Raw genomic sequence first — 24,677 nt, forward strand, 5'->3', positions numbered from 1 at the left:
GACTTGCCGAATGTCGACGATGCAATCTTGACTTAGAAGATCGGGACGCTACCGAATGAACCGTCGCACATCGCCGACTGTTCAGGGGGAAAGCATGAAATTTTACAAGCTCATCGCAGCATGCACTGCTGTGACAATTCTGGCTGGCTGCGGGGTATCTGAAGGCCGGTATAAGGAAGTACAAGGCCTGCTGGCAAAACCCGAGAGGCAAAAAGCCGAAATAGGACACTGCTCCAATATGTTCGGCAACATGCCGATGAAAAGTCGCCAGAACATAGCCGTCATATCAGGACTGAGCGTTTCGAGCATGCCAACGATCCTGTGCAAACGACTGGTTCAAGGCATTGTCAGCGGCAAGCTCACCCGTGCTGACGTCAATTCCGTGAGCAATGGCAACCTTACGCCGGGTGCGTTCAAGGTGATTCAGGGCAGATAGCCGCTGGAATGAAATCAGCGCTTGGCGCCACGCGCCACGCGCTCGATTTCCTCGCGCACCAGCCGCTCGACCAGATTGGGAAGATTGTTGTCGAGCCAGTCCTGCAGCAAGGGCCGCATGATTTCCTGCGCGATGTCATCGAAGGACCGGCGCTGCTCATGCTGAACGGCAAAGGAAAGATCGCCAAACGCGGCACTGACCTGACGTTCCGTCGCTTCCGACAGGATCGGCTCCAGCGCACGCTCGAGATCGAGCGAAACCTCGTCGCCGATGGCAGCCTCGGATGCTTCAGGTGCCGGTGCAACCGGTTCGACTTCCGGCGCCTGATCCAATGCTTCGGCCTGAGCCTCCCGTTCGACAACCGGTACCTGCGGCGGCACGGGGACAACAGGCGTTTGAATTTCAATCATAGGTTCAGGCGCTGCAAAAGCCTCGGGCTCCGGCACGGCATAATCCGCCGGTTCGTCAATGACGGGCTCGGGGGCAACCGGGGCCTTCAATACCGCCGGCTGAGGCTCCGGCGGCGTTACAACCGCTTCGCGCTCGACAAGCTTGGACTGCAGCGGCGAGAACGGCCTGCCCAATGGCGCTTCGTAGGCGTGCGGCAGCGGATGCGAAACGGCAATGCCTTCGCGCGGCGGCAGTTCCGCCTCCTCCTCGCTTGCATCATAGGCGTGAAGCGGCGCCTGGATTGCGCCGGCGGGAACGGGAACATCGGAATTGACCGGCATCGGCACACCAGCCTCTGTCCGTGTTGTATCACTCTCTTCAATGATACGACGGATCGAGGCGAGAATCTCTTCCATAGAAGGTTCACGCGCCACGCTGGAGGATTGTGCCATGATACTCTCGCCTACTACATCTTGTTTCGCTGCCGAGCAACGAATCTGCATTCAGTGTAGAGGCTTACATTGTCTTTGAGAATCCCTGCGGCGGAGAATACGGCCTAACCCACAGACTTTTCTGGAACGGCACGCAACCGGCCATCCGCTCGTGAAAATGCCGCCGGCGTGATGACACCGGCGGCATGGAAATAGTTCCAACAACAGGTTCGGGGCCTAGCGGCCGTCCGGCGTGCGCAATCCGAACCACTTGTCCTTGACGGCGTCGTAATGCTCTTCCGGCTTGTACTGGGCGACCTGCAGGCCGATCTGTTCCGGCAGCAGGCGGCCGACTGCAAGCAGAACGGCGTAGCTTGTGACAACACTGTCATGTTCAGCCTGAGCCAAGGCAATCTGCCCGGACAAAACCTGAGCCTGCTGGTTCAAGACATCGAGCGTGGTGCGCTGACCAACCTTGCGTTCCTCGATAACGCCGTTTAAGGCGAGCTGGGCGGCCGAGATCACGGCTTTCTGCGCAACAATGGATGCCTTGGCGGCTTCCAGCTGCGACCATGCCTTGGCAATCGCCTGACGCACGCTGTCGCGGGTCACATCCACCTCGATCCGGCGCTGCGCGGCGGTTTCCTTGGCCTGACGGACAAGCGCCGGCGTACGGCCGCCGCTGTAGATCGGAATGGTCAGCGTAATGCCGGCCGATGCTGCCGTTCCGTCGTTCTGCGACGAGTCATTGCCCGAAAACACATCCGTGCGGGTCACACCGCCGCTCAGGCCGATCTGCGGCAGCAAGGCGCCTTCATTCGACTTCACCGAATAGCCCGCAGCGTCAAGCGCGTACTGCGTTGCGAGAATTCCCGGATGATCCTTTGCTGCAATGGCAAAGGCCGAGTCCATCGATTTCGGCAGGTGCTTTGAGGCAATGCTCGCAGGCTTCAGCCCTGTCGGCGCTGCACCGACAATCTGGATATAGGTGGCTTCAGCGGTTTTGACGTCTGAACGGGCGACGTTCAACGTGGCCACTGCCGAGGCCTTCTGTGCTTCGGCCTGGGCAACGTCCGTGCGGGTGCCTTCACCGACATCGAAACGCGCACGGGCAGCGCGCAGCTGCTCGTCAAGGAATTCCAGGTTCTTCTGACGCAGAACCACGATCTGCCGGAACATATACACATCCATGTAGGCCTGTGCAGCGCTGAACAGCAGATTCTGTGTGTTGTTGCGCAGGTTTTCACGGGCGGCCAGAACCTGGGTCTTGGCCGACGCGACGTTGTTCTTGGTCTGGAAACCGTCAAACAGCGTCTGATTGAGGGAGATGCCGAATGTACCGACATTCGAGTTGCTGGTGCTGCCCCCATCAATCCGGCGTGAAGAAGCCGTCAAACCGGCAGTCGCCGAAACTGTCGGGCGATAGCCGGATTTGGCGATCGCAACGCCCTCATCCGTCACCCGCACACCGGCGCGATCAGCATTGAGGGTCGAATTGTTGTCATACGCCTTGGACATCGCGCCAAAGATCGTTTCTGCCATTGAAGGCGCAGAGGTCAAGACCGTCGCCGACAGCAGTGCTGCGGTGAGTACTCGCTTACCCGGTATGAACACCATAAACCCCTTCATTCTCTAAAACTTGGAAACCCCAGACCGAACCGATTGGTTCGACCACATGTCGTTCATTCGCTTTCAATTTGCAAGATGACCCACCGGCACATTTTTCGATATGCGAACAAAGTGGTCAACCGTTGCACTTTTGTCTCATGTGCGACACTCAAAATTCGAACTCAGGCACCCTCTCAAAACCGGGAAGCGGCTTCACGGCAGAGTTGAAAGCAGGACGGCCCGATACTACCCCGTCATTCTTGACATAAATCATGGCCTGACCGGAATTGCCCGCGCCTTCAACGGCAACGAGGCGTCCCCCATCCTTCAGCTGGTCAAACAATGGACCAGGAACATGATCAATGCCACCCTCAAACAGAATCACATCATAGGGCGCTTCCGCAGCATACCCTTTTTGCAGCGGCGTGCTAACCACCACCACATTATCATAACCAAGCTGCCCCAATGTGGCAGTCGCCTGCTCGGCAAGAGTCTGGTCGTTTTCAATCGCGATCACCGATCCGGCGATGCGCGAAAGCACCCCGGCCGAGTATCCGGTGGCGCAACCGACATCGAGAACCACATCCTCGGGCTGGACATTGGCCAACTGCACAAGCTTGGCGAAAGGCGAAGGCTGCATCAGGTAACGCGCACCCGATTCCGCGGTTGCACCCAACACCAGAACATCCTCGTCGATATAGGCGAGTGGCTGACGGACGCTTGGCACGAATTTTTCGCGGGGAACATCGAGGAAGGCCTGAAGCAACGGTTTGTCGGTCACATCAGTCGTACGCAACTGATTGTCGACCATCTTGATGCGAAGATCTTCAAAGTTCAGCGTCATGGTCCACAAGCTTTCCTGGCAAGGCACTTGCAACACAGAGCGCTTGCAAGCGCGTAACTGGCTCCTGCCGGATGATTTCAGCAGAAGCAATAATTTAGGACAGGATGTGGCAAAAAATTAAGCCACCGTCAATCAATGTCTGCCGTGGCGAGGCAACACACGGGCCATTTGCATGCAAATATCGCATCTTTCTCGCGCAGCGTAATCTTTGTGCAACTCTTGTCGCATTTTTTCACGGGCAAATCACCGGCAACAGCCTGTAATCAGGCGATTCTTTCACCGTGGCAGACATGAGATTCGCAACAACGGATACCCCGGCAGAAGGCCCGGCAACCGCAGGATTGGCCCCGCGCGGCATTGAAAGCGGGTGTTCTGTTGCAGCGCAAGAAAGAGGTGTCGAATTGATCGAAAATTCGTGGTAAAGTAGCGAAAGTAAAGTCCCTTTTATTTACCTTGCCATTGTTTTCCGCTCACGCATGCACCCAATTCTGTTATTGAACTGACAGCAAGCACCTGCCATTGTCACAAGCAGGCAGAAGGAATCGGTAAGCGGCGATAGGAATTATGCGTAAATGATTGATTTCAAAGGACTAGGCGATTTCCCCGTCAGTCACGACGAACTCACCGGACTGGCCGACAGGGATGCGCTCGAAGAACATCTTGATAGTCTTTGCGCATCGTACGGCGAAAGTGACTTCGTTGACCGCATTGAATTTGCCATTCTCTGCATCGATATTGACAACTTCAAGATCATCAATGAACAACATGGCCGCAGCGAAGGCGATAATCTTCTAAAACTGGTTGCTGACCGGCTTCAGTCCTGTCTGCGCAAGAACGATGTTGTGTATCGTCTTGGTGGCGACGAGTTTGCAATTGTGCTGGTCCAGGTAACGTCTGAAGAAACTGCCCGCGTTGCCGACCGGATCATCGGATCGATCTCGCAGCCCTATGATTTGGGTGGCGATGCACCGATCCGGATAACCGCAACGATCGGCGCGGCTCTGGCCCCGCGTGACGGACAGACGCCGGAGAGCCTGCTCTGGTGTGGCGATGCGGCGCTCTACATCGCCAAGAACGCCGGCAGAGGCGTCTATCGCCGCTATTCCGAACGCCGCTCCAGTTAGTTGTGCGCACCGGCCCGGCAGCTTTCATAGGGGTGCTCCAGCGATGACCCACTCCATGCACCCGAGGGAACGGGAAGCTTTCGATCAGGCCAATGAAGGCATTCGTCTCGGCGCAGCCGGCGACCATCTGCACGCGGTCAAACACTGGGAAAAGGCTTCGCGCATCGCGGACGAGCACCTGCAAGGGACAGATATCAACTTCTGGATCAAAAGCGGCTATGGCGCCGCGCTCTTCGACGTCGATCAATATGACGAAAGCATCGCAACATCCGAAGTTGCCCGTCAATGGTGCCTCGGCCACGGACAACCGCTGGCATCGCTTTCCATCGCGCGGTCTTATCTCGCCCTCGGCCAGACCGCGACGGCGCGCCCGTATCTGCGCGAAATCCACAGCCTGATCGGCAATGATATATTCCCCGCGTTCAAAGATTCAGAGGCTGAAAATATCCGCAATGCGCTCTCATCAGATGATAAAAACTGAAATAAGCGGAGCAGTAACAATACTTTAAATCGATTTTACTGACCATTTTGCAGTGGAGTGCAAATGGCATCACATCACTTGTTGAAAATTGAAATTAAAATCTCCGTCATCTCCGCTAATTTTGTAATAGACCGTCGCAATTGTTGATTTGAACTGCGGAACTCTTGCCTATTTGGATCGTTATCACGTCCGGCAATTCAATTCGGAGCATGAGAGAATGACGATCAAGACCGTTCCACAGGAAGTCTACCAGCGCCACGAGCGCGAATGGCAGCTGCTTCGCGAGGCTTTGGCCAAGAACAAATCCGCAAGCGAATCCCAACCGATCGCTGCGTCCAGCCGCCCCGCAGATCTGGTTCCCGGCGCCTTCCCTCAATAACCCCGCCTGTTGATTCGAACCCGCATGGTCCACCGCAACGGCCGTGCGGGTTTTGCTTTGCGCCGCCCTGTCATTGCATCATAAACGGTCTCGTCTCTGTACGCGCGGCCTCAGGGCACCTATCATCGCACCGAGATCTTAGGCCATTCGCGCATCAGGGGTTTGACATGCCGGACACCGTTACACTCTCCCTCACTGGTTCTGACAGTCACAAACTGGTGCTTGCCCCCGGCGCGGGCAGCCTTTCGGTCGGTCCATCCGGTGCCTTGCGGCGGCCAGACCTCGTCGTCGAACCGGATCAGATGATCAATTGGCACGTCTTTGATGCAATGCGGACGGGTGCAGGCGATAACTGGCCGCGCTATATCTCCTATGAAGGCAGCAACACTTCCTTGTTCACCTGGATGCGCGAACGTAAGACCGAGGAGGTTACTTTTGCTCCCAGCAGCAATCTGGAGATTGACGCCAGCGACGCCAATCTCGGCGGCTTGACCCTCAGGCCCGGAAGGCACCGCATCACCATGACGCTGCCACGAAAACTGCAGCGTCTCGCAATCATGGGCAATCCCAATCTGGTTGATCTGAGCCTGCCCATCGATGGCCAATGGCCGGATATGTACCTTGCGGATGACGACAGCGGCACTCTGACGAGTGCCGCTGGCCTGCCATACCTTGCTTCGGTCCGCTCCCTTGGCATCCGCAACACTGTTCTCGGCGCCCCTTTTGATTGCCGCAGCCTCCAGGCACTGCACCATCTCACCCATATACGCCTCTATGGGGCCATGGCGCATCTCCACGCTCTGGCAGAACTGCAGTTGAACGGGCTGGAGCTGCGCTTCATCTCTGATCTTGATGGCCTGCCTGATCTCAGTGTTTGGCCTGAATTGAGCTACTTTATCGCCTGGAATGTCGAGGAGAGCGTTGGCAAGACTTTGCGCAAGGCGGTCAAACAGCTGCCGGACAGCGAAGACAACTTTTTCAGCGTCAGCCAGCTGCGCAGCAAGCAGTGGTTCATCGAAGAGCATGGACTGCCGTTCGGCGCCTGGAGCAGCAAGAATGAAAAGGCCGCCAGCAAAGCCTACAAGGCAGCCAGCAAGGCCTTGAAGACCGCAGCGACGAAGGCCGAGGCAAGGACCGTGATTGTCGGTTTCGTTGACGTGATCAACGGCCTTGCCGGAATTGAGACCAGCGAACGCGACGACGCCGGTGATGCTGTCGCGATGCTGGCACAGATCAGTCCCGCGTTGACGACCTCCGAGGAAGCCCTGGCCTGGTTCGATGAAGCACGGGATTTCTAGTCCAACCGACATACCGGACTAGCCGTGTCCTGTGTCTGGCCCACTTCCGGCGTTCAATGCAACCGGCAGCGTGCCGGACACATTGAACGCCGATAGGGTCAAGCGTTCCTCAGGAATGCATGCGTCCGGTCTTGATGTAATCGACCATCTGGCTGACCACGGTGCCCCAGCCCTCGTGAAAACCCATCTCTTCATGCTTCTTGCGGTTGGATTCGTCGCCATGAAGGGCGATCGCACGATAGAGCGTGCCGTTTCCGTTGCGCGCAAGGTCGAGTGTGGCTGTGAAAAACGGATTGGCTGACGGCCGGTAACCGCCGATCAGCGCGTCGGTGATGACCAGGCGCTCGTGCGGCTTCACTTCGAGATAGCAATGGGTGTTCGGATACTCCTGGCCATCGGGCGAACGCATGGTGAAATTGACCGTCCCGCCAGGCCGCAGGTCGATGTCGCAAGCGGTGATTGACCATGGTTTTGGCGCGAACCACTGGCGCAGGTGCTCCGGTGTTGTCCAGGCGCGCCATACAAGCTCCACGGGAACGTCGAGATCACGTTCAAGCACGAGATCGAGTTTGGGATTGATCGTGATGTCGGGTAGCTTCATTTGGATTCTTCCTCCTTGAGTTTCATGAGATAACTGTCCAGTTGATCGAGGCGGCGTTTCCACAGCACGCGCTGGCGCCCAAGCCAGTCTTCCGCAAGCTTGAGCCGTTCCGCCTCGAGTTCGTAGGTCCGGACGCGTCCGGTCTTGTGTGACCGTACCAGGCCACTTCCCTCCAGCACTTTCAGGTGCTCGACGAAGGACGGCAGCGCCATGCCGTACGGCGCTGCGAGCTCGGATACCGAAGCGGGGCGGACGGTGAGCCGTTCGAGTACATCGCGCCGCGTCGCGTCGGACAGCGCGCGGAAAATATGATCCACGACAGTCGGATCGGGCATGGGCTGGCGTGGCGGCATGCCGCCGCTGGTCTGTGGTATCATGGCCCCCTCCTTTGAAAGCACCCGTGTCCATCTGAATGGAAACGGGTTATAGGTCGGATCAAAACTTAGGTCAATCCCTTAGTATTGCCCGACGACAGCGGACCGTTTCCGCAGGCATTCAATCCCGGGCGAGCGAACGAAGGCTAAAGGCCTCCAAAGCGTTGAGCAGATCAACCGGCAGATCAATCGATGGCAGGACAGGCGCGCGACCCGGAATATGAATGCCTTTGCTGTGCAGCCGGTCCAGCTGGGCGGCAAGACGTGCCGGGAAATCTGGAGCAAGCAAATTGGGTTGTATGGCAAAAACAAACAACCCTACCCCTGGCGAAAGAGCGCCTTGCGAAAAGGATGGTGCATCAAGAGACCAATTGGAACCAGTCAATCCTGCGGCAAGCGTTTCAACCATCAGTGCAATATTCGCACCTCGCGTGCCGCCAAAGGCAAGGAGTGCGCCCCGCATCGCTTCACCGGCATCTGTCGTGGAACTGCCTTCGGCGTCTATAGCCCATCCCTCAGGTATCTGTTCTCCCTGTTCGGCAAGTTGCCTTATGGTGACGAAAGCTGTGGCGCTGGAAGCTTGATCAATCACCAGCGGACGCGAATCCTCGCTTGGCGCGGCAAAAGCAAGGGGATTGGTGCCAAACACGGCCTCACGGCTCTTTCCCGATGCCATCAGGGCAGGACTGTTCGCTGCCGCGAATGCGACCAATCCGGCATCCGCAAGACGCCTGACATAATATCCCAGCTCACCTGTTGTATAGCTGTTGTGCAGGGCGAGCGCCGCGAGCCCAAATGTACGCGACCGCGTGACCAATTCATCGATCACAAGATCAAATCCAAGATGCGCTATTCCCCCCGCGGCATCAACGCGAATAAGTGCAGGTGCTGGAAATGCAACCTCTGGTTCGGCATTGCCGTTGATGCGCCCCTCCGAATATGCGGCCAGATAATCCAGAAGATGCCGAAACCCCACGGCGCTGCGTCCGTTGCATTCAGCGGCAACGGTTGCATCTGCAAGTGCATTTGCGTTTGCACTGCTTGCCCCTACGGAAATACAGGCCCGCCGGGCAAGCGCTTTCGCATCGTCAATCGTTATTTCCAATTGGCTTCCTCTCCGCTGGATTCGAATTACCGGCTTGAAATCCACCCATATGATGGTTCGCGCTCATGGGCTCGAGCCACGATTCCCGCCTTCAAAGGGCGGTGTCCTGCCATTAGACGAGGCGGGATTATGACCGATTGGTACTGTGTGAACCCTTACCTGTAAAGCAGTCAAAGCGCTGTGTTCTGAGCGCATGTATAATTGAACTTGACCATAATCTGTGATCCAGTCGGGGGAACAGATGGCAGGAACCCTTGACGCGATGAACGTGAGTGAAATTTTGCCGTTTCTTGGACATACCGAGCAAAGCGCTGGGCTCTCCAGTCTTCTCTTATCTGCCGGGTTTGATGTTGCCCAGATGCAGGGCCGCGTGCAGCGTGGGCATGGTGTCGGGCATCTTGAACTCAAGCCCCTCGGCATCGAACTCGCCTTCCAATTTCACACCGATTACAAAGAGACCTATGGAACACCAGAGGATGAAGGAAAGGCGGTTCTGTCGGGTGTCTTTGCCTATGACAAAGCCAAGAAGGATCGAAAGGCCTATAATGGCCCTGTTCCCTTCACCCGCGGTCCCCTTCGCAACCGTTCCGATGCACTGCGCGAATTCGGAGTTCCGTATCACACGGAACAGGACGACGACGAAATCGATTGGGATTACTGGTTCAAGGGTGGCGTACAGGTCGGTGCGTTCTATCGGCCAGACACCACTATAGAACACTTATCCTTTTCCGTACCATTCAAGACCACTCTCGAAAGGCTGAACCGCCCCCATACCAATAGCGATTGATCTGGCGTGGCCGGGCATGCGGCGACAGCATTGCCGTTTTGGCTGATCGCGGCCATATGGCGGTAGCGGAAGGATTTTGTCTGGAATGACTTGACGCCGCTGACTTCGTCTCATAGACAACGGCACCGGAGATTCACAGGCTTGTGTCTTGTGTCTTGTGTATTGTCTCCAGTGACGAGGCCTCGTGGCGGAGTGGTTACGCAGAGGACTGCAAATCCTTGCACCCCGGTTCGATTCCGGGCGAGGCCTCCAAATTATCCTTCAAACTGCATATCCCGACGTCAATGCGTCAGCGGATGGCGCACGGCCGGTTGCGTGATCCGACTGGAAATTTGCCGTGCACAGGTGCGGCGGTGCGCTGGTGGGACAGGCGTATCGGGCATAAGCAAGTTCGATCAAGCCCCAATACGGTTCATCGGCACCCGCATCGACAACGCCCCTTCTAAGCCGGGAAAGTCGCGTCGCCCTGCCCCAGCGGCCTTTGTATCAGCACCGTATCGACCCACTGGCCGAACTTGAAGCCGGCGGAGCGCAGCGTGCCGACCGGCTCGAAACCAAGCCGCTGGTGCAGCTTCAGCGACCCCGTATTGCCGCTGTTGCCGATGACGGCCACCATCTGCCGCCAATCGCCCGCCTCGCACCGCCGGATCAGCTCGCCGAGCAGCAGCGACCCTATCCCGCGGCCGGCCATGCCGTTGGCGATATAAACCGAATCCTCCACCGTGAATCGGTAGGCAGGGCGTGGCCGGTAGAGCGTTGCATAGCAGTACCCCACGACGCGTCCGTTCGCCACGGCCACCAGATACGGCAGCCCCGCAGCGAGCACGCCCGCCCTGCGCGTCGCCATCTCGTCCACCGCAGGCACCTCCAGTTCAAAGGAAGCGATGCCATTGAGCACGTGATAGGCATAGATCGCCTGTATCGGGTTCATATCGCGGTCTTCCGCAGTGCGCACCTGCACGGAGGCGGAATCAAGAGGCGAGGTATTTTCTGCAAGCAATTGATTATCCAATGAATGTTTCTCCGGTTTTTCGCGCCGGACATCGGTCGGCGTCAGGCCGATATCCCGCAATAAGTGGGGTTCGAGCTCCCGCAGCGCCTCAAGCTGATGGTGGCGCGATTGCGGCGCGGCGGTGAGATAGCAGTCCACCTGATGCAACAATGTGCGGATTCTGCCTGCTCGAATGCTCACACGCTGTCTCCCGCGCCTGGTTTTTGCCCGTGTTTGCCAAGGAACCCGGTGGCATTCTGCATCACAGGAGATATAAAAGAAGCTTTGAACGCCTATACGAACTATAAGGAAAGCTTTGTGTCTTCCCTCAGCCTCGATCAACTGGCCACCTTCGTCGAAGTCATCGAGCTCGGCAGTTTTTCCGCCGCCGCCGACCGGCTGAACATCAGCCAGCCGGCCGTGAGCCTGCAGGTGCGCCAGCTGGAAAAGCGGCTTGGCGTCCGCCTGATCGAACGAATCGGCCGCAAAGCCACCCCCACCGCCGCCGGTACCGAACTTCTTGCCCATGCGGGGCGAATCAACAGGGAGGTTTCGGGCGCCCTGGATGCCATGGCCAGATACACGACCGAGACCATCGGGCGGGTGCGGCTGGGAACCGGCGCCACGGCCTGCATCTATCTGCTCCCGCCGCTCCTGCGCAGCCTGCGGCAAGGGTTTCCGTCGCTGGATATCACCGTCAGCACCGGCAACACGCCGGACATGGTCAAGGCAGTGGAAGACAATGTGCTCGACATTGCGCTGGTGACGATGCCCGCTTCCGGCCGGATGCTGGAAATAAAATCGATCCTGCGCGACGAATTCGTTGCCGTCGCCCCCGCCGGCGCGGTCATGCCGCCGGAGGTGACGGCGGCGGAACTGTCGAAGAATCCGCTGATTCTGTTTGAACCGTCAGGCAATACCCGGCGGATCATCGACCGCTGGTTCGAACAAAGTGGTGTAAGCCTGCAGCCGGTCATGTCGCTGGGCAGCGTCGAGGCCATCAAGGAACTGGTGCGCGCGGGGCTGGGATGGGCCATCTTGCCCGCCATGTCGGTGCGTGACCCGGAACAGCGGCGGCCTTTTACCGTGCGCCCGCTGATGCCGCACCTGCACCGGGAACTCGCGCTGATCATTCGCCAGGACAAGACGGTCACACGCGGCCTGCGCGCATTGATCGCCGCCATCACCGAAGCCGGGACGCGCCGGCGCCTCTAAGGGACAGCATTGCAAGGGCATGCCGGTTCCGTGCGAATCAGGCCTTACCGTTCGCCGCGGCCCGGCTGCCTTTCCAGCGGCGGCCGAACTTCACTTCCAGCTGCCGGCGTTTGCGCCGGACCAGCGCAGAATCATGCGACAGCACCACAAGTCCCAGCGGAATCATCCAAAAACCCAGAATCGGCAGAAAACCGAGTGTTCCCCCGGCAATGAGCGCGCCGCCGAGCGTGCGACGCATTGCCACCGATTGTGGAATGGGCACATGGCGGCCAAAGATGCGCATATGCCGGCGCTTTGGCATGGCGGAATGCTCGTGGGCAGCATTAGGCCCATGATTACTGGCGTTTTCGGGGCGTTCGGTCACGCGGTTGCTCGTCCTTTCCGTGTTCAACAGACCCCGGATGTAGGAACGCAAAAGCGGCATGTCATCATTTGTTGTGCACATTAGATGAAAAAAAACGAAATGGTCCTTTGCAAAAGCGAAACCCTTTTGCTATAGGCCACTTCGCTGATGACTGAGTAGCTCTTCCCCGGTAGCTCAGTGGTAGAGCAACCGGCTGTTAACCGGTTGGTCGCTGGTTCGAATCCGGCCCGGGGAGCCAGTCACCTCAAAGGCTTAGCAGCTGACGCTGCTGAGCCTTTTGCTTTTCTGCCTTCCCGCCTGTGGTCATCGTGCGCCAGCACTGCCAATGCTCTTACGGCCGGAAGCCAATCGGTGCTATGAATAGCCAAGCCAAACATCCCCGTGGAGACATCATGTTCCTGCTCACCGTTGCCGCCATCTGGACCATTGCTGCGCTGACTCCGGGGCCGAATTTCTTCCTGATCGTGCGTTGCACCCTCACCGGTTCGCGCAAGATCGCCATCTCGGCGGCGGCAGGCACCCTCACGGGAACCCTGTGCTGGGGCCTTGCCGGCTGGCTTGGCGTCGGGTCATTGTTCATGGCCGCCCCGATTGCCTATATGGGCCTGAAGATCGCGGGCGGCATCTATCTCCTCTGGCTGGGCCTGCGGCTGCTGTGGCAGTTGCGCCAGCCGGCGGGCGACATGACCATCCCCGCGAGCAAGGTCAGGCTGACACCGCTGGGTGCGTGGCGCCTCGGGCTTGCCACGAACCTTGCCAATCCGAAATCAGCGTTGTTTGTCGCCAGCCTGTTTGCCGCCACCATGGCGCCGGACACGCCATGGACCCACGGTGCAGCGGCCGTCGTGGTGATGGTGACCATATCGGCCATCTGGTATGCGGGCCTGGTTGCAGCGCTCAGCCACCGCACGGTCGCGGGTGCTTATCAACGGGCACGGCGCGCGATCGATGCCTTTGCCGGGGCAATCTTCATTGGCTTCGGCCTGAAGCTGGCCCTGTCCGACCGCTGAGCGGAGCACGGCCGGCGGTGAAGCAAAGACATTGAGCTGAACTTCTGTACTTTAGTTGAATTGAAAGTTCGAAATCTCCATGTTAGTCACACGGCTTGGAGATGACATCATGTCTGTTTTTGCAATCACCACTTTATGCGTCATTGCCACGTGGCTGGCCTGCTTCCTGTTTCCGCGATTTGACTGAAACAATACTGCATGCATTCTGCTCCGTGCGCTGACGGCGGCAATCCGGAAAACCCCCGGGCTAGCGCACCCAGGTGGTGTTCTCCACATAGATATCGGCGTCCATGGTTGCCTGGACGAAAACCGAACGGGCCATGGCAGGCGAAGCATGGCCTTCCATCGCCTCATTGCAGGCCATCCGGGCGAGCAGGTAAATTCTTCCCCGCTCTCCCGGCCAGTCGCGGGACAAAAACTCAGCCGCTTCCGCGACCGAACCGATGTTCCGCAGCTTGAAGGAATGAAGTGACTCGACAGTCACCGGTTTGAACTGAGCATCTTTCATGGCCTAGAAACGCCGATCATTCAGACTGGTTCCAATCTGAAAAGCGCCTGTGGCAAAATTGCGATGGAGCAGCATTCGCGGGGCCCGATAACGACCATGTGCGGGCAATCCCGGCGGGCTAGACGGGCTGGCGGAAATCCAGCCAGCGGTGGTCCCTGTCCGGCTGCTTCAGCCGTGCGCGCATGGCGGGGCTCAGATCGACATCGCAAAGCAGATGTTCGTTAAGGTCGGCCAGCCGGCCGACGGGTCCGGCTTCCTGCTTCTTCCGTTCGGGCGGCACGCGTGACAGGTTCAGGCCCAGATATCGCACTTCGGTCATTTCAGACTCCTAAAGTCATCAATCTCATTTCTATGTCTGGATAAATAATTGTTTATTTATAGGAGAACAAACGTAAAATACGGTGTGAGCCATCAAACCATTTAATGGATAAATCATGTCCTCCCTGCCGCTGCCAGCCATCCGCGTTTTCGACTCCGTTGCCCGTTTGCAAAACTTCACCAAGGCCGCGGAGGAACTGAACATGACCCAGTCGGCGGTGAGCTATCAGATCAAACTGCTGGAGGAATTTGCCGGCGCGCCGTTGTTTCACCGGCATGCCCGCGGGGTCTCATTGACCGGCAAGGGCGAACTGGTCGCACCGGTCATCCGCCGGTCTCTGGCTGAACTCGGCGAAACGTTCCGCGCGATCCGCGAAGAACAAAACTCCGTCCTGGTCGTCTCTGTCATACACACCTTTGCCAGCAACTGGCTGACCCCGCGCATTGTCGACTTCCAGACCCGGTTTCCCGATATTTCCGTGCGGTTCGACATCACGTCGCGTCTGGTGGATTTTGCCGCCGAAGGGATCGACTGCGGGGTGCGGATGGGTATCGGGCATTGGCCCGGCCTGAAGTCGCATCTGCTGCTTCCCGGCGGCTTCACGCCGCTTGCCAGCCCCGCATACCTTGAAAAATACGGCCGTCCGCAAAAGCCTGCCGATCTGCTCAACTACCACCTGATCACGCCGGACGACGACTGGTGGCAGGTCTGGTTCCGCCAGGCGGGCGTGGAAGGGCCGTTGGTCATGACCAAACCCGGCTTCGGGATCGATACGCAGCAGATCATCGCCAATCTCGCGCTTTCGGGTGGCGGCGTTGCGCTGGTTTCAGTGGGGATATTCCAGACGGAAATCGATTCAGGCAGGCTTGTTCAACTGTTCGACACCTGCGCCTCGACCGGATGGGACTATCATCTCGTTTATCCCGAAGGCCGGCAGCTTTCGCCGAAACTGCGCCTGTTCCGCGACTGGATACTGGAACAGGCGGGCGCCTGATCTCGGTTTCTACCATGCGTCAGTGGTAGGCTTCCGTCACGGCCTGTGCCGCACCGGCGATGATGGCGGAGCGCTGCGTCGGCGTTTCGCGGGAATCGGCGACAAACACGGCGACTGCGATTTTTCCGCCATCGGGCGCGGTCAAAATCCCCACATCGTTCGTTGCGGCATTGACGCCTTTCCATGTCCGGCTCGTACCGGTCTTGTGGGCAACGGACCATCCCGCGCCCGTGCCGGCGCGCAACCGGTCTGGAAATGTCACCGTTTCGCCCATGATGGCCAGAAGCCGCTGTGTCGATCCCGCGGCGAGGAGTTTGCCATTCATCAGAGCGGCAAGAAACGCGGTCATCGCCCGCGGCGTTGCCGTGTCGCGCGGATCTTTCTGATAAGCCTCGAATGCCGCATCCCGCTCGGCCTCGGGAACAGCCTTCATGGCCTTTTGCAGCACTTTCGCATCCACATAATCCGGCTTCCAGCGCAGGCCGACGGTTTCGGTCTGCAGATGCCGTTCGTCGCGGTCAATCCGGATGCCCAATATGCCCTTTCCCTCGGCAAACTGATCGACCTTGGCCGGACCGCCAAGCCGTTCGATCAGGATATCCACCGCCGCACTGTCGCTGTCGACAATGGCGCGGCGGACAAGGTCGTCGGCATTGGTTTGAAAGACGCCCTCCCTTTCCACGATCTTGGCGAGGGGCTGTACGGATAAGCTCAGGTTTTCCGGTTTGACAACAATCGGTGCCTTGAGGTCTGCAAGCCCCCGATCCGCAGCGTCGAGAACTGCAGCTCCCACGATCAGCTTGACGACGCTTTGCAATGAGAATCGCTCCTCGCCCCGGATACAGACCATCGTGCCGCTCTGGTCCTGCGCGCAAATGCCGACACGCCCATCCTTGCCCTTGACCAGCGCTTCCAGGCGTTGCTTGAGTGCCACCGGATCGGCAATCGCACCCGCATGCGAAACGGCCGCGATACCGAATAGACCGACAACGGCGACGAGAAAACCAACTGATTTCATAATCAGATATCCCTGTTGGGCGCTCTTCACAAAAGGATAGTGCCCAAAACGCTCCTTTGGAAAGGCCATGCATGCTTCCTCCATACCGAATGAAGATTACACCAGCGTTGCTGCCACCTTACCGATAAGACAAGGATCATCCTTGCACGACCAGCAGTGGCGCGCTTAACATCAACAGCGGCGGCGTCGGGGAACAGCATGCGGGCAGTGTTGGGATATGGTCTGGTGGCGTTGGGTGCCTGTCTTGTCGCGGCGGCCATGTGGATATGGGTGGGCCATGATTATCTGCGCATCGATCCGTTCTGGATCAGCTGGCTCATTTTCACGTGGTTGCAGCCAGCAAGCATACCCCAGACCTTTTATGACATCCTTGTCGGCGTGACTGCTTCCGCCGGGATCGCCGCCTATAGCCAAGGCAAGTATCTGCTGCGGTCAGCAAAGACCGTCGAATGACTTGTTTGCACCGGCTTCCTGTGCTGAAATTCCGGGATATGCAAACAAACCTGATGTTCTGCCATGTCGCTTCGCCCGCCGCAAAACCTGACATCCCATTTTGGGGGCAGTGCGCCCAGCGCCCTTGATTATGAAATCATGGGTGAAATGGCGGCATCGCTGGGTCGGGCCGGTGAGAAAGTCGAACAGACATTGGCACAACTGGCCGCTGCCGCCATGCCGGAACGGGATATGCGGTTAAGGGCAGCGGCACGGGCCGTTCACGCCTACTTTATCCAGCGCGAACTGTGCGGCTTGAGGAATCACGATGCGGCTATCGTGGATTACAATATTCCGCGCGCCGTGCTGATACGGCTCGGCGCGAGCTGATCCCTGAAAACATCGCCGGAAACGGCCTGTTTCCTACTTGCCTGAGGATTCTTCCTCAAACATGACGGCCACATCGGCATTTGCCGACAGCCGCACCTTGTTGCCCTCGACCTCGGCAACGAGCGCTGTCGAGATATAATGATGATGGCCCCTATGAGAGCCCTCACCGCTGTCCCTTTTCGTCAGCTTGATACGGGCACCGTCCACGTGATCGACTGTTCCGACATGAACACCATCGGCGCCGATGACTTCCATATGTTCCTTGATGCGTGTTGCAGGCATGATCTTCTCCAATGTTTGCCAAGCAGAAACGCATGAAACAGGCTTTGGATGCATCGGTGGACAAGAATTGTCGATCGGCGCCCCGCCTGTCACCGTATCCCGGCAAGCACGGGAATTGCCGCTTGTGTCCCGCCCGGCGGGCCCCTACCATTTCGCGGAAAAGCGCATATCGGGAAAGCATTGTTCGACATGACTGATGAAATTCTCACCCCGGCGGAAATGGGCGAGGCCGACCGGTTGACCATCGCCGGGGGATCGATCGCCGGATACGGGCTGATGCTGCGGGCGGGTTATGCCGTCGCGCGCCACGTACTGGACCACCACGGCGATGCACCGGCCTTTCACGTTCTGTGCGGTCCGGGCAACAATGGCGGCGACGGCTATGTCGTTGCCAGCCTTCTGGCTGAAAGCGGCGGCAATGTTCACGTGTGGAGTGACGACAAGCCGCGCGCCCATTCCGACGCTGCAATCGCCCGGCGCGATTGCAGCATCGAACCGGCCGCACTTTCGGGCTTCAAACCCGGGGCCGGCAGCGTCGTCATCGACGCACTGTTCGGGGCAGGATTGAACAAGCCCTTGGCCGGCAAGGCCGCCGCCGCCGTTGAGCGGAGCAATGCGGCTGCGGTCACGCGCATCGCCATCGATGTGCCTTCCGGCCTTGACGGGGCGACGGGCGTGGCACTTGGCGCGGTATTCGAGGCCGATTGCACCATCACATTCTTTCGCAAGAAACCGGCCCATCTGCTTTATCCGGGACGCGGCCTGTGCGGCCGGATTGTCGTCGCCGATATCGGGATCCGTGACGACGTTTTGTCGATGATCAAACCCGCCTGTTTCGAGAATACACCGGGCTATTGGCGCGCGCTGCTGCCCTCGCCCGGCGTGGAAACGCACAAATACACGCGCGGCCACGTCGCCGTGTTTTCCGGGGGGGCGACGGCGACAGGCGCGTCCCGGCTTTCCGCGCTGGCAGCCGCGCGCAGTGGCGCGGGTGCCGTTACCCTGCTCTCTCCGGCGGAATCCCTTGCCGTCAATGCGGCACATCTGACGTCGATCATGCTGAGCCGCTGCGAAACCGACCGCGAGCTGCGGGCATTCCTGAGCAAACGCAAACCTTCGGCCGTGGTGCTCGGCCCCGGCTTTGGCATAGGCGCCCGCGCACGGGACATTGCGCTCCTGCTGCTCAAGGAGGAGCTCCATCTGGTATTGGATGCCGACGCGATCACCTCATTCGAAGACAACAGCGCTGCGCTTTTCGCCTCGGCGCGTGGCACCCCGGACACCCGGCTTGTGCTGACGCCGCATGAAGGAGAGTTCAGGAGGCTGTTCCCCGGGATCGGCGACGGGAATACACCATCAAAGCTCGAACGCGCCCGCGCCGCCGCCAGGCAGGCCCATGCGGTCATCATCTACAAGGGTGCCGATACGGTGATTGCTGCGCCGGACGGCCGGGCCGTGATCAACAGCAATGGCACCCCTCTTTTGGCAACCGCCGGATCGGGTGACGTTCTTTCCGGCATAACGGCGGGCCTGATGGCACAAGGCATGCCGCCTTTCGAGGCAGCTTGCGCGGCGGTCCATGTCCACGCGGCGGCAGCCAACGACCTTGGTTTCGGCCTGATCGCCGAGGATCTTCCCGCAGCTGCCGCAAAAGTGATCGAAAGATTGCATCGCATCTGATGGCAAGCCGCCTGCGCATGAGACACTATTGAGCGCTTGCGTTAACGGCACGCGGACCGCTCGCCAGGTTTTTTAAATTTCCGATTTGAATTAACCCTGTCTTTACCTTGATGGGGCACCTTGAGTTCAAGCGCGATTTTGTACTGCGTACGCGCTTCCTTAATTTACGGGCGTCATTATTCTGTCGCAATGTCAGGGTATTGCTTCTCGTGTAGCGAATAGCTTGTTTCCATTTTTGACCACGGATGTACTGGCACTGGTGTTGAGGCAAGTTTAGGAAGGTCGGGTAGCTCCCGGCCTTTTGCTTTTCAGAACTCTTTTTCTTTTCCGCGATCCCATCAAATACTGCTATGGCTGCGATCTAATACGTGACCGTCACAATGATCGTGTCGCTGTAAACACCCGGCGACGGCGTGGCTTGTGGCGGGACCCGGCCATAGACAGTGATACCCTGCGCTGTTCCATCGCCGGTGCGCGCAACTGTATTGGTCGGTATTGTATTTCCCCATGGCACAGTTCGATTTGAATCCTGGTAGAGACCATAGGTGATCGATTGCGCGCCATTGACCATCTTGCGGGCCGTTGGGCTTGTTCCCGTGTTGCCGAGGCTGAGCGAAACCGAGTACGGCACTGTTGGCGTACAGGTTACGCGCACCTGGCCAGTCTGATCGATATTCGCATTCAACAATCCATTGGGACCAAAGTCGATATTCTGCGCCGTCACTGCGCAGTCATTGGCAAGCGTAATCTGCACCGTGAAGGCTGGAGGAGACGCTGTTGCGCCCGCAGCCGTGGTGCAGCCGTTGCCATCATCATAACGGTAATTGAACGTCGCGTTCGCTCCGGTGAAGGTTGAGGTGTAGGGTCCGGCCGGCGCCGTTGCCTGATTGGCCAGCACCTGCCCGTACAGCGTGATCGTTGTCGAGCCGCTGCCAAGTATGGGGCCGAGAATCGTCGTGAAGGCGACAAGAAATCCGGGCGGCCGCGCCGCATAGGGCCAGGTTGCCGAGCCCCAGACGATGGAGCGGGCGGCATCCTGATACAGCTGGTAATTGAGCGAATTCGCGCCATTCACCATGATGCGTGCGCTGGCTGTTGCACCGCCGCTGCCTTCATTGAGGTTCGGGCAAATCAGCACTTTCTGGCCAAGCGCAAGCAGGCCAGAGCAATTCGCCGTCACGGATGTCATGCTGTTGATTGCACTTCCCGGAATGGTGCTTCCGGCAAAAACCATGCTGGGAACAGAGAAGGAGCAGGTTTGCCCCCAAGCGGTGCCTGGCAACAGCGCAGATCCGACAAGCCAGATGAAGCAGACCAGCCAGTTTCTCATGAGCACACCACCTTGCCTAGCTTCACCTGCGTTCCCGGCTGCGGCCGGTAGGAGAACTGCGCCTTGCAACTGCGTCCGTCCAGAAGATCGATGCTGATGCTGTTCCGGGCCCGCAGCTTGTCGATGAAGGCTTCACCGTCATAACCGATGACAAATTCATCCGGTGAACCGTCCAGATGCCCGCGCAGCCCCGCCTCCAGCGGCTTGCCGCCGCTATCGACCAGATCAACGACGGCCGAAGCCGATGTCTTGCTGACATGGAAATCCACCACAACGCCGCTGCGGTCGGCGGGCACAATGATGTTGCGTGTCGATCCGATGCTGGCATCGACCGGCAGATTTTTGGGGTCGATGGCAACCGTGTTGGGCTCGTAGGAATTCAGGTCCGGCACCAGGATTTTGCCGCTGCGATTGGTCTTGCCCACCGGCCGGTTTTCCGACAGAACCTCGACATCCGGTGCGCCGACATCGACCACGGCAAAGGCATCGTTGATGCGGTTGGTGGCGAATATGCCGCCGGCTGCCGCGGCAAGTGCACCGTCAATCTGGACGCTCGCGCGGGTATTGCCATCGAATTGTTCGACATCCCCCTGTACCCGTGCATAGCGTCCGCGATAGCTCGCGGAGGCCAACCGGTCAGGATTGTTGCCTTCCCGGGTCCTCAGCCGCCAGCCGTAGCTGCCCTCTTCAAGCTGCTCCGATTTGGCGACATCGACAACGCCGGAGACACCATCCGCAGTCTGCTCGACGCCGGTTGAAACCGTGATGTTGTTGTCGAAGGGGATCGTCAGTCCGGCAAAGACGCCAAAACTGTCGCTGTTTTCCAGATCGGTAAAGGCCGTCGCATAGAATGAACTGTTCTTGAAAATCGACTGGGTATAGGAGGCTCCGACGATGCGGTTCCGATCGCCATTGGCCGATTCAATCTGCGTGAAGGACAGATTGAGATTGGAACGGTCGAACGGACCCGGCCCCGACACGGTCACCTGGGCCAGCGAGCGCGGTACACGCGGGCTGAAAATCGCAACGCCCGCCGGATCGAAAACCGCCAGTTGCCGCGTATCGGCAGAAACCGAGGCGACATCGTCATAATTGCCGAAAGCCTGCTGCATCCGGGCGAAAACCGTATAGCTGTGATAGCTGAGTTCCACCGAGCCGTTGACAAGAAAGCCCGTGTCACCGGCATGACTGCTGCCGGCAACAGCCAGCGAACTGACACCATAGCCGCCGATGGGAAACGCCATGCCGATGCCGCCATTCAGCAGATCGACACCGCCTTCAAAATGCCCTTCCAGCGTCAGCCAGTCGGTAACACCGTAGCGGGCCGTGGCAAACCCCATCGCGTCGCCGACATAATCATCGGATTCCGTACCGAAATTCCGCCGCGGAAAGCCCGCTTCGGCAGAAAAATCCAGGAGTCCCCTCTGCAGCAGCAAATTGGATGAATAGAACGGCAAGGTGGTCTTTGTCTCGCGGCCTAGTGTATCGCGTACCACCACCTGTGCCTGTCCCGCGCCGGTAAACACCGGAAAATTCGTCACCTGAAACGGACCCGACGGTACCGTACCGCTATAGGTCTTGACGTTCTGGGTGTAGACCTCGAGCGTCGAGGGAACCGCGGCAGACCCGGATATGACCGGTATCGGGATGGTGACCAGATCCGAACGCAGATGGAAATTGCGCTGCACCTGCAGGCCGCCCAGATAGACCGGCCGCGTCCACTGCAGACCGCCGGAAATGAAATCACCCGCCCGGTAGGTGATCAGCCGCTCCGCATCGGAGTAGGTGTAGGTCGTGTTGAGGCGCTTGAACCCCTGAAAATCCGTGTCGCTCGCACTTGATGTGAAGGATTGCGTCAGCGTGCCGAACGGGCTGAAAAAGCGGGCATCGAAACCGCCGGAAATGCCCTGAAACGGCTTTGCATTGCCCTTGAACAGATTGTCGCTGCTGGCAAAGAGCGAGTAATTCAGGACTGCACCGTAACTGGATTGCGGCTTGGGACGGTCCTCGTCGGATTTTGGATTGAGATCAACCACTTTGGCCGCGCGCGCATTGTCGTCGGTGGTGATGTAAAGCCGCTGATTTTCCGCATCGACGCGATACTGGACATTCGGCAGGCGATCAACCCGGATCGAGCCATCCGCGGCCTTCGCTTTGGCCACCGGCTTCAGCCCCACATCCGTCAGTTCCTGCGGGCTTACCGCGAGGCCTCCATCCTCCAGCTGGTGGAAGGCGCCGACCAAACCGGTCGGCTCATCATTGATGAAGACCTCGAGATAGAGATCCTGGGAGATACCGGGCTGTGGCGCGGTCTGCTCCACGTCTTGAGCATTGGTTTCCTGTGCCCGTCCAGAGGTAAGAATACACGGGCCTATGCAGAGTGCCACAACAAGACTAGCGGCCGCTGACCGCAACGTTGACATCAAGCGGTCCAGAATCGCTTTGCGCCTTCATGGAAACAGCACCGGATGACACGGACTTGCCACCGCCAACCGGCCATTCCATGGAAGCGCCGCCCAGGACATAACCAACCAACCCCTTCCTCGTCGCGATTTCGCGGCCGTTTTGGATCAATTGCAGCTCGGAGAGGCGTAGTCGCGTATCGCCATTGTTGCGGGCGGCAAGGACAAGCCCGTTGCCGGAGCGCTTGATTGTCCAGGCCACTTTTGGCGCGGAAGCATCGGGTCCCTTGAAGAACACCGGAATGGAATAGCGCACGACCAGAGTGACCGTGCCGGACTTGCGGCGGGCAGGATCGGGCAATTCATCCACGATGACCCGGTAACTTTCTTCCCGCGTGACCGGCTTTTTACTCACCCGGATAACCCGCACGAGATAATCCTTGTTGGCGGACAAAGCCGTCGATGGCGGACTGACCACCACATCGTTGGTGGGTTCGAGCTGCTCGACGCCGTTTGTCTGCGCCCAGCGAAAGACCCGGATCTGCACGTTGATCGGCCGCTTTGCCTCGTTCGTCAGCGTCAGCACGGCTGCGCTTCCCGGCGCTATCATTTCCAGATTAGTCGGGGCCACACGCAGCGAAGTTGCTGTGGCGTTACCGTAAAGCAGCATAAAGAGCCCCATCGCTCCAATGCCTTTAAGCATGGATCGCATCCTGTCCACCTCCATATGTTATTCTCAGTAAGTGACCGTCACCGTGATCGTGTCGGTGTAGGCGCCGGGCGCCGGTGTTGTCTGGACGGGAACCCGCCCATAGACCGTATAGGATTGCGCCGCGCCGGTACCCGAGGCTGAGACCGTATCGGTACCGACGGTCTGCCCCCACACGGTGGTTCTGTTGGTATCGGAATAGAGGGTATAATTGACCAGCGCGCCGCCGGTCCCCGTCATCTTGCGCGAAGCGACCGTTGCACCGGTGCCCAACCCGGCACTCAACCCGATATTGTAGGGCGTCGTGTTGGTACACTGTACGGAAAGCGTGGTGGACGCATCGTCATTCGCCGCGATCACACCCACGGCAGTGAAGGTCAATGTGGTGGCACTGACAAAAACACAGGACGCCTGAATGGTGATCTGGACAGTGAAACTTCCCGTTGCCGTGACCGCCCATGCCGGACTGGAAAGGCCAAGCAAAGCGGCTAGCCCGACTGTCGTGAAATTGCGCACCGAATATCCGAAACTCATTCATCCTCCTCAAGGTTTGCTTGCCGCGGGCAAGCACCTCCGATTCTCTATAAATGACTCAGTAGCTCTCCACCCCATAATACTTAAGTATTACATCTTTAAAAGAACTTATCGAACAGTCGGCAATATTGCTCAGCTTTCGCGACATCTGTCGCAATTTGTACTATCACGCGAAAAAACGACATATTTCTTCCAAAAAACTGTGAATTTACGTTACATCAAAAGACTAGGTTTATTCATTGATAAAATTACATATTTCCGTCTATTGCATTTTATTTTACTATCGAAGTAATTTCTTATGAATACAGCAAGCAACAAATGTACAGGATATATTCTGCAACATAAGCATCATGATATTTTCGTTTCCCGCGTCATCATTGCGCTCGCGCATCGCGAAATGATTCTATTGACGGTGAAATGGAGAGAATCAAAATTACCCGGAAATTTACTCTTGGTGGTCCAGATGAACACGAGTGTTCTGCTGTTGTCGCAGTTCACCGGCTGAAATGATCCGTCGCCGGCAATGCGGGACGTCGGCGTAAAACTCCGTTTCGCCGCCCAATTGCAGCGCTATACTGCATCGTGATGAATTGCTCTTGAACATTTGTTTTTTGGCGGCAAAGATTGCGCCGGAAGCATGA

General features: G+C 58.2%; 28 protein-coding genes and 3 tRNA genes. 14 read left to right on the forward strand and 17 right to left on the reverse strand.

What is annotated here, in order from left to right:
- Nucleotides 1-94 precede the first annotated feature (94 nt).
- On the forward strand, nucleotides 95-436 hold the full coding sequence (locus AC1Q5O_RS07095; RefSeq protein WP_223613150.1) for a hypothetical protein: 342 nt from the start codon (nucleotides 95-97) through the stop codon (nucleotides 434-436).
- Nucleotides 437-450: 14 nt separating this feature from the next.
- Here AC1Q5O_RS07095 and AC1Q5O_RS07100 read toward each other — a convergent pair whose 3' ends face one another.
- From AC1Q5O_RS07100 to AC1Q5O_RS07110, 3 genes are all read right to left on the reverse strand, one after another.
- Entirely contained in the window at nucleotides 451-1,278 is an 828-nt protein-coding gene (locus tag AC1Q5O_RS07100) for a PopZ family protein (protein WP_492562223.1), read from the reverse strand.
- A 216-nt stretch (nucleotides 1,279-1,494) separates the two neighbouring features.
- A complete protein-coding gene (locus AC1Q5O_RS07105; RefSeq protein WP_492562224.1) occupies nucleotides 1,495-2,874 on the reverse strand; it encodes a TolC family outer membrane protein in 1,380 nt (459 codons plus the stop codon).
- Between the two features lie 160 nt (nucleotides 2,875-3,034).
- Nucleotides 3,035-3,709, reverse strand: coding sequence for a protein-L-isoaspartate O-methyltransferase family protein (locus tag AC1Q5O_RS07110; protein ID WP_464663267.1), 675 nt, complete (start codon nucleotides 3,707-3,709; stop codon nucleotides 3,035-3,037).
- A gap of 572 nt (nucleotides 3,710-4,281) precedes the next feature.
- Here AC1Q5O_RS07110 and AC1Q5O_RS07115 point away from each other — a divergent pair.
- From AC1Q5O_RS07115 to AC1Q5O_RS07130, 4 genes are all read left to right on the forward strand, one after another.
- Nucleotides 4,282-4,833, forward strand: coding sequence for a GGDEF domain-containing protein (locus AC1Q5O_RS07115; RefSeq protein ID WP_223613146.1), 552 nt, complete (start codon nucleotides 4,282-4,284; stop codon nucleotides 4,831-4,833).
- A 43-nt stretch (nucleotides 4,834-4,876) separates the two neighbouring features.
- Nucleotides 4,877-5,314, forward strand: coding sequence for a hypothetical protein (locus AC1Q5O_RS07120; protein ID WP_492562225.1), 438 nt, complete (start codon nucleotides 4,877-4,879; stop codon nucleotides 5,312-5,314).
- Nucleotides 5,315-5,531: 217 nt separating this feature from the next.
- Nucleotides 5,532-5,693 (forward strand): hypothetical protein, encoded by a 162-nt coding sequence (locus AC1Q5O_RS07125; RefSeq protein WP_223613144.1) that lies wholly within the window; start codon nucleotides 5,532-5,534, stop codon nucleotides 5,691-5,693.
- A 167-nt stretch (nucleotides 5,694-5,860) separates the two neighbouring features.
- Entirely contained in the window at nucleotides 5,861-6,991 is a 1,131-nt protein-coding gene (locus AC1Q5O_RS07130) for a hypothetical protein (protein WP_492562226.1), read from the forward strand.
- A 109-nt stretch (nucleotides 6,992-7,100) separates the two neighbouring features.
- Here AC1Q5O_RS07130 and AC1Q5O_RS07135 read toward each other — a convergent pair whose 3' ends face one another.
- The 4 genes from AC1Q5O_RS07135 to AC1Q5O_RS07150 form a co-directional block, all read right to left on the reverse strand.
- Nucleotides 7,101-7,592, reverse strand: a complete 492-nt coding sequence (locus tag AC1Q5O_RS07135) for an SRPBCC family protein (protein ID WP_492562227.1) — start codon at nucleotides 7,590-7,592, stop codon at nucleotides 7,101-7,103.
- Nucleotides 7,589-7,969: an ArsR/SmtB family transcription factor gene (locus AC1Q5O_RS07140; RefSeq protein ID WP_492562228.1), complete on the reverse strand. Its 381-nt coding sequence runs from the start codon at nucleotides 7,967-7,969 to the stop codon at nucleotides 7,589-7,591. Before AC1Q5O_RS07140 ends, AC1Q5O_RS07135 begins: the two co-directional genes overlap by 4 nt.
- A gap of 118 nt (nucleotides 7,970-8,087) precedes the next feature.
- Nucleotides 8,088-9,116: an Ldh family oxidoreductase gene (locus AC1Q5O_RS07145; protein ID WP_492562229.1), complete on the reverse strand. Its 1,029-nt coding sequence runs from the start codon at nucleotides 9,114-9,116 to the stop codon at nucleotides 8,088-8,090.
- 8 nt (nucleotides 9,117-9,124) lie between these two features.
- A tRNA-Gln gene (locus AC1Q5O_RS07150) sits at nucleotides 9,125-9,196 on the reverse strand.
- Nucleotides 9,197-9,312: 116 nt separating this feature from the next.
- On the opposite strand from AC1Q5O_RS07150, the gene AC1Q5O_RS07155 reads away from it, so the two are divergent.
- Together AC1Q5O_RS07155 and AC1Q5O_RS07160 are read left to right on the forward strand one after the other, a co-directional pair.
- Complete coding sequence (locus AC1Q5O_RS07155) at nucleotides 9,313-9,858, forward strand: hypothetical protein (RefSeq protein ID WP_492562230.1); 546 nt, start codon at nucleotides 9,313-9,315, stop codon at nucleotides 9,856-9,858.
- A 178-nt stretch (nucleotides 9,859-10,036) separates the two neighbouring features.
- Nucleotides 10,037-10,110 (forward strand) — tRNA-Cys (locus tag AC1Q5O_RS07160).
- A 190-nt stretch (nucleotides 10,111-10,300) separates the two neighbouring features.
- Here AC1Q5O_RS07160 and AC1Q5O_RS07165 read toward each other — a convergent pair.
- The gene (locus tag AC1Q5O_RS07165) at nucleotides 10,301-11,050 is read right to left on the reverse strand and encodes a GNAT family N-acetyltransferase (protein ID WP_492562231.1); all 750 of its coding nucleotides are present in this window, start codon (nucleotides 11,048-11,050) and stop codon (nucleotides 10,301-10,303) included.
- A 117-nt stretch (nucleotides 11,051-11,167) separates the two neighbouring features.
- Between AC1Q5O_RS07165 and AC1Q5O_RS07170 the strand changes: the two genes are divergently transcribed.
- Entirely contained in the window at nucleotides 11,168-12,064 is an 897-nt protein-coding gene (locus AC1Q5O_RS07170) for a LysR family transcriptional regulator (RefSeq protein ID WP_492562232.1), read from the forward strand.
- Between the two features lie 37 nt (nucleotides 12,065-12,101).
- Here AC1Q5O_RS07170 and AC1Q5O_RS07175 read toward each other — a convergent pair whose 3' ends face one another.
- Nucleotides 12,102-12,365, reverse strand: coding sequence for a hypothetical protein (locus AC1Q5O_RS07175; RefSeq protein WP_492563102.1), 264 nt, complete (start codon nucleotides 12,363-12,365; stop codon nucleotides 12,102-12,104).
- 226 nt (nucleotides 12,366-12,591) lie between these two features.
- Here AC1Q5O_RS07175 and AC1Q5O_RS07180 point away from each other — a divergent pair.
- Together AC1Q5O_RS07180 and AC1Q5O_RS07185 are read left to right on the forward strand one after the other, a co-directional pair.
- Nucleotides 12,592-12,666 (forward strand) — tRNA-Asn (locus AC1Q5O_RS07180).
- Nucleotides 12,667-12,820: 154 nt separating this feature from the next.
- On the forward strand, nucleotides 12,821-13,438 hold the full coding sequence (locus tag AC1Q5O_RS07185) for a LysE family transporter (protein ID WP_492562233.1): 618 nt from the start codon (nucleotides 12,821-12,823) through the stop codon (nucleotides 13,436-13,438).
- 247 nt (nucleotides 13,439-13,685) lie between these two features.
- Here AC1Q5O_RS07185 and AC1Q5O_RS07190 read toward each other — a convergent pair whose 3' ends face one another.
- Nucleotides 13,686-13,946 (reverse strand): DUF982 domain-containing protein, encoded by a 261-nt coding sequence (locus AC1Q5O_RS07190; RefSeq protein ID WP_223613138.1) that lies wholly within the window; start codon nucleotides 13,944-13,946, stop codon nucleotides 13,686-13,688.
- A 118-nt stretch (nucleotides 13,947-14,064) separates the two neighbouring features.
- On the reverse strand, nucleotides 14,065-14,265 hold the full coding sequence (locus tag AC1Q5O_RS07195; protein ID WP_492562234.1) for a hypothetical protein: 201 nt from the start codon (nucleotides 14,263-14,265) through the stop codon (nucleotides 14,065-14,067).
- A gap of 115 nt (nucleotides 14,266-14,380) precedes the next feature.
- Here AC1Q5O_RS07195 and AC1Q5O_RS07200 point away from each other — a divergent pair, with 115 nt between their 5' ends.
- Nucleotides 14,381-15,259 carry a LysR substrate-binding domain-containing protein gene (locus AC1Q5O_RS07200; RefSeq protein WP_472461026.1) on the forward strand — a complete coding sequence of 293 codons (879 nt, stop codon included), beginning with the start codon at nucleotides 14,381-14,383 and terminating at the stop codon, nucleotides 15,257-15,259.
- Nucleotides 15,260-15,278: 19 nt separating this feature from the next.
- Here AC1Q5O_RS07200 and bla read toward each other — a convergent pair whose 3' ends face one another.
- Nucleotides 15,279-16,277, reverse strand: coding sequence for a class A beta-lactamase (gene bla, locus AC1Q5O_RS07205; RefSeq protein ID WP_492562235.1), 999 nt, complete (start codon nucleotides 16,275-16,277; stop codon nucleotides 15,279-15,281).
- Between the two features lie 198 nt (nucleotides 16,278-16,475).
- Here bla and AC1Q5O_RS07210 point away from each other — a divergent pair, with 198 nt between their 5' ends.
- On the forward strand, nucleotides 16,476-16,730 hold the full coding sequence (locus tag AC1Q5O_RS07210; RefSeq protein WP_464660720.1) for a hypothetical protein: 255 nt from the start codon (nucleotides 16,476-16,478) through the stop codon (nucleotides 16,728-16,730).
- Between the two features lie 63 nt (nucleotides 16,731-16,793).
- Nucleotides 16,794-17,099, forward strand: coding sequence for a DUF6665 family protein (locus AC1Q5O_RS07215; RefSeq protein WP_492562236.1), 306 nt, complete (start codon nucleotides 16,794-16,796; stop codon nucleotides 17,097-17,099).
- A 33-nt stretch (nucleotides 17,100-17,132) separates the two neighbouring features.
- On the opposite strand, the gene AC1Q5O_RS07220 is transcribed toward AC1Q5O_RS07215, so the two are convergent.
- A complete protein-coding gene (locus AC1Q5O_RS07220) occupies nucleotides 17,133-17,381 on the reverse strand; it encodes a DUF2171 domain-containing protein (RefSeq protein ID WP_492562237.1) in 249 nt (82 codons plus the stop codon).
- Between the two features lie 189 nt (nucleotides 17,382-17,570).
- Here AC1Q5O_RS07220 and AC1Q5O_RS07225 point away from each other — a divergent pair, with 189 nt between their 5' ends.
- Nucleotides 17,571-19,061: an NAD(P)H-hydrate dehydratase gene (locus AC1Q5O_RS07225; RefSeq protein WP_492562238.1), complete on the forward strand. Its 1,491-nt coding sequence runs from the start codon at nucleotides 17,571-17,573 to the stop codon at nucleotides 19,059-19,061.
- 361 nt (nucleotides 19,062-19,422) lie between these two features.
- On the opposite strand, the gene AC1Q5O_RS07230 is transcribed toward AC1Q5O_RS07225, so the two are convergent.
- The 4 genes from AC1Q5O_RS07230 to AC1Q5O_RS07245 all read right to left on the reverse strand — a co-directional run bounded on the left by AC1Q5O_RS07230 (nucleotide 19,423) and on the right by AC1Q5O_RS07245 (nucleotide 24,036).
- Nucleotides 19,423-20,391 (reverse strand): Csu type fimbrial protein, encoded by a 969-nt coding sequence (locus AC1Q5O_RS07230; RefSeq protein WP_492562239.1) that lies wholly within the window; start codon nucleotides 20,389-20,391, stop codon nucleotides 19,423-19,425.
- Nucleotides 20,388-22,712, reverse strand: coding sequence for a fimbria/pilus outer membrane usher protein (locus AC1Q5O_RS07235; RefSeq protein WP_492562240.1), 2,325 nt, complete (start codon nucleotides 22,710-22,712; stop codon nucleotides 20,388-20,390). Before AC1Q5O_RS07235 ends, AC1Q5O_RS07230 begins: the two co-directional genes overlap by 4 nt.
- A gap of 73 nt (nucleotides 22,713-22,785) precedes the next feature.
- Nucleotides 22,786-23,505 (reverse strand): fimbrial biogenesis chaperone, encoded by a 720-nt coding sequence (locus AC1Q5O_RS07240; protein ID WP_492562241.1) that lies wholly within the window; start codon nucleotides 23,503-23,505, stop codon nucleotides 22,786-22,788.
- A 24-nt stretch (nucleotides 23,506-23,529) separates the two neighbouring features.
- Nucleotides 23,530-24,036, reverse strand: a complete 507-nt coding sequence (locus AC1Q5O_RS07245; protein WP_492562242.1) for a Csu type fimbrial protein — start codon at nucleotides 24,034-24,036, stop codon at nucleotides 23,530-23,532.
- Nucleotides 24,037-24,677: the final 641 nt, after the last annotated feature.

Source organism: Phyllobacterium sp. MT110 (assembly GCF_058792715.1).

Excerpts from the sequence above, each read along its gene's own strand:
- AC1Q5O_RS07195 (WP_492562234.1), bottom strand. The coding sequence starts at position 14,265 with ATGACCGAAGTGCGATATCTGGGCCTGAACCTGTCACGCGTGCCGCCC.
- AC1Q5O_RS07120 (WP_492562225.1), top strand. The coding sequence starts at position 4,877 with ATGACCCACTCCATGCACCCGAGGGAACGGGAAGCTTTCGATCAGGCC.
- AC1Q5O_RS07240 (WP_492562241.1), bottom strand. The coding sequence starts at position 23,505 with ATGCGATCCATGCTTAAAGGCATTGGAGCGATGGGGCTCTTTATGCTG.
- AC1Q5O_RS07105 (WP_492562224.1), bottom strand. The coding sequence starts at position 2,874 with ATGGTGTTCATACCGGGTAAGCGAGTACTCACCGCAGCACTGCTGTCG.
- AC1Q5O_RS07185 (WP_492562233.1), top strand. The coding sequence starts at position 12,821 with ATGTTCCTGCTCACCGTTGCCGCCATCTGGACCATTGCTGCGCTGACT.
- AC1Q5O_RS07110 (WP_464663267.1), bottom strand. The coding sequence starts at position 3,709 with ATGACGCTGAACTTTGAAGATCTTCGCATCAAGATGGTCGACAATCAG.
- AC1Q5O_RS07155 (WP_492562230.1), top strand. The coding sequence starts at position 9,313 with ATGGCAGGAACCCTTGACGCGATGAACGTGAGTGAAATTTTGCCGTTT.
- AC1Q5O_RS07130 (WP_492562226.1), top strand. The coding sequence starts at position 5,861 with ATGCCGGACACCGTTACACTCTCCCTCACTGGTTCTGACAGTCACAAA.
- AC1Q5O_RS07115 (WP_223613146.1), top strand. The coding sequence starts at position 4,282 with ATGATTGATTTCAAAGGACTAGGCGATTTCCCCGTCAGTCACGACGAA.
- AC1Q5O_RS07190 (WP_223613138.1), bottom strand. The coding sequence starts at position 13,946 with ATGAAAGATGCTCAGTTCAAACCGGTGACTGTCGAGTCACTTCATTCC.
- AC1Q5O_RS07200 (WP_472461026.1), top strand. The coding sequence starts at position 14,381 with ATGTCCTCCCTGCCGCTGCCAGCCATCCGCGTTTTCGACTCCGTTGCC.
- AC1Q5O_RS07225 (WP_492562238.1), top strand. The coding sequence starts at position 17,571 with ATGACTGATGAAATTCTCACCCCGGCGGAAATGGGCGAGGCCGACCGG.
- AC1Q5O_RS07140 (WP_492562228.1), bottom strand. The coding sequence starts at position 7,969 with ATGATACCACAGACCAGCGGCGGCATGCCGCCACGCCAGCCCATGCCC.
- AC1Q5O_RS07100 (WP_492562223.1), bottom strand. The coding sequence starts at position 1,278 with ATGGCACAATCCTCCAGCGTGGCGCGTGAACCTTCTATGGAAGAGATT.
- bla (WP_492562235.1), bottom strand. The coding sequence starts at position 16,277 with ATGAAATCAGTTGGTTTTCTCGTCGCCGTTGTCGGTCTATTCGGTATC.
- AC1Q5O_RS07210 (WP_464660720.1), top strand. The coding sequence starts at position 16,476 with ATGCGGGCAGTGTTGGGATATGGTCTGGTGGCGTTGGGTGCCTGTCTT.
- AC1Q5O_RS07245 (WP_492562242.1), bottom strand. The coding sequence starts at position 24,036 with ATGAGTTTCGGATATTCGGTGCGCAATTTCACGACAGTCGGGCTAGCC.
- AC1Q5O_RS07230 (WP_492562239.1), bottom strand. The coding sequence starts at position 20,391 with ATGAGAAACTGGCTGGTCTGCTTCATCTGGCTTGTCGGATCTGCGCTG.
- AC1Q5O_RS07220 (WP_492562237.1), bottom strand. The coding sequence starts at position 17,381 with ATGCCTGCAACACGCATCAAGGAACATATGGAAGTCATCGGCGCCGAT.
- AC1Q5O_RS07095 (WP_223613150.1), top strand. The coding sequence starts at position 95 with ATGAAATTTTACAAGCTCATCGCAGCATGCACTGCTGTGACAATTCTG.
- AC1Q5O_RS07125 (WP_223613144.1), top strand. The coding sequence starts at position 5,532 with ATGACGATCAAGACCGTTCCACAGGAAGTCTACCAGCGCCACGAGCGC.
- AC1Q5O_RS07135 (WP_492562227.1), bottom strand. The coding sequence starts at position 7,592 with ATGAAGCTACCCGACATCACGATCAATCCCAAACTCGATCTCGTGCTT.
- AC1Q5O_RS07215 (WP_492562236.1), top strand. The coding sequence starts at position 16,794 with ATGTCGCTTCGCCCGCCGCAAAACCTGACATCCCATTTTGGGGGCAGT.
- AC1Q5O_RS07175 (WP_492563102.1), bottom strand. The coding sequence starts at position 12,365 with ATGCCAAAGCGCCGGCATATGCGCATCTTTGGCCGCCATGTGCCCATT.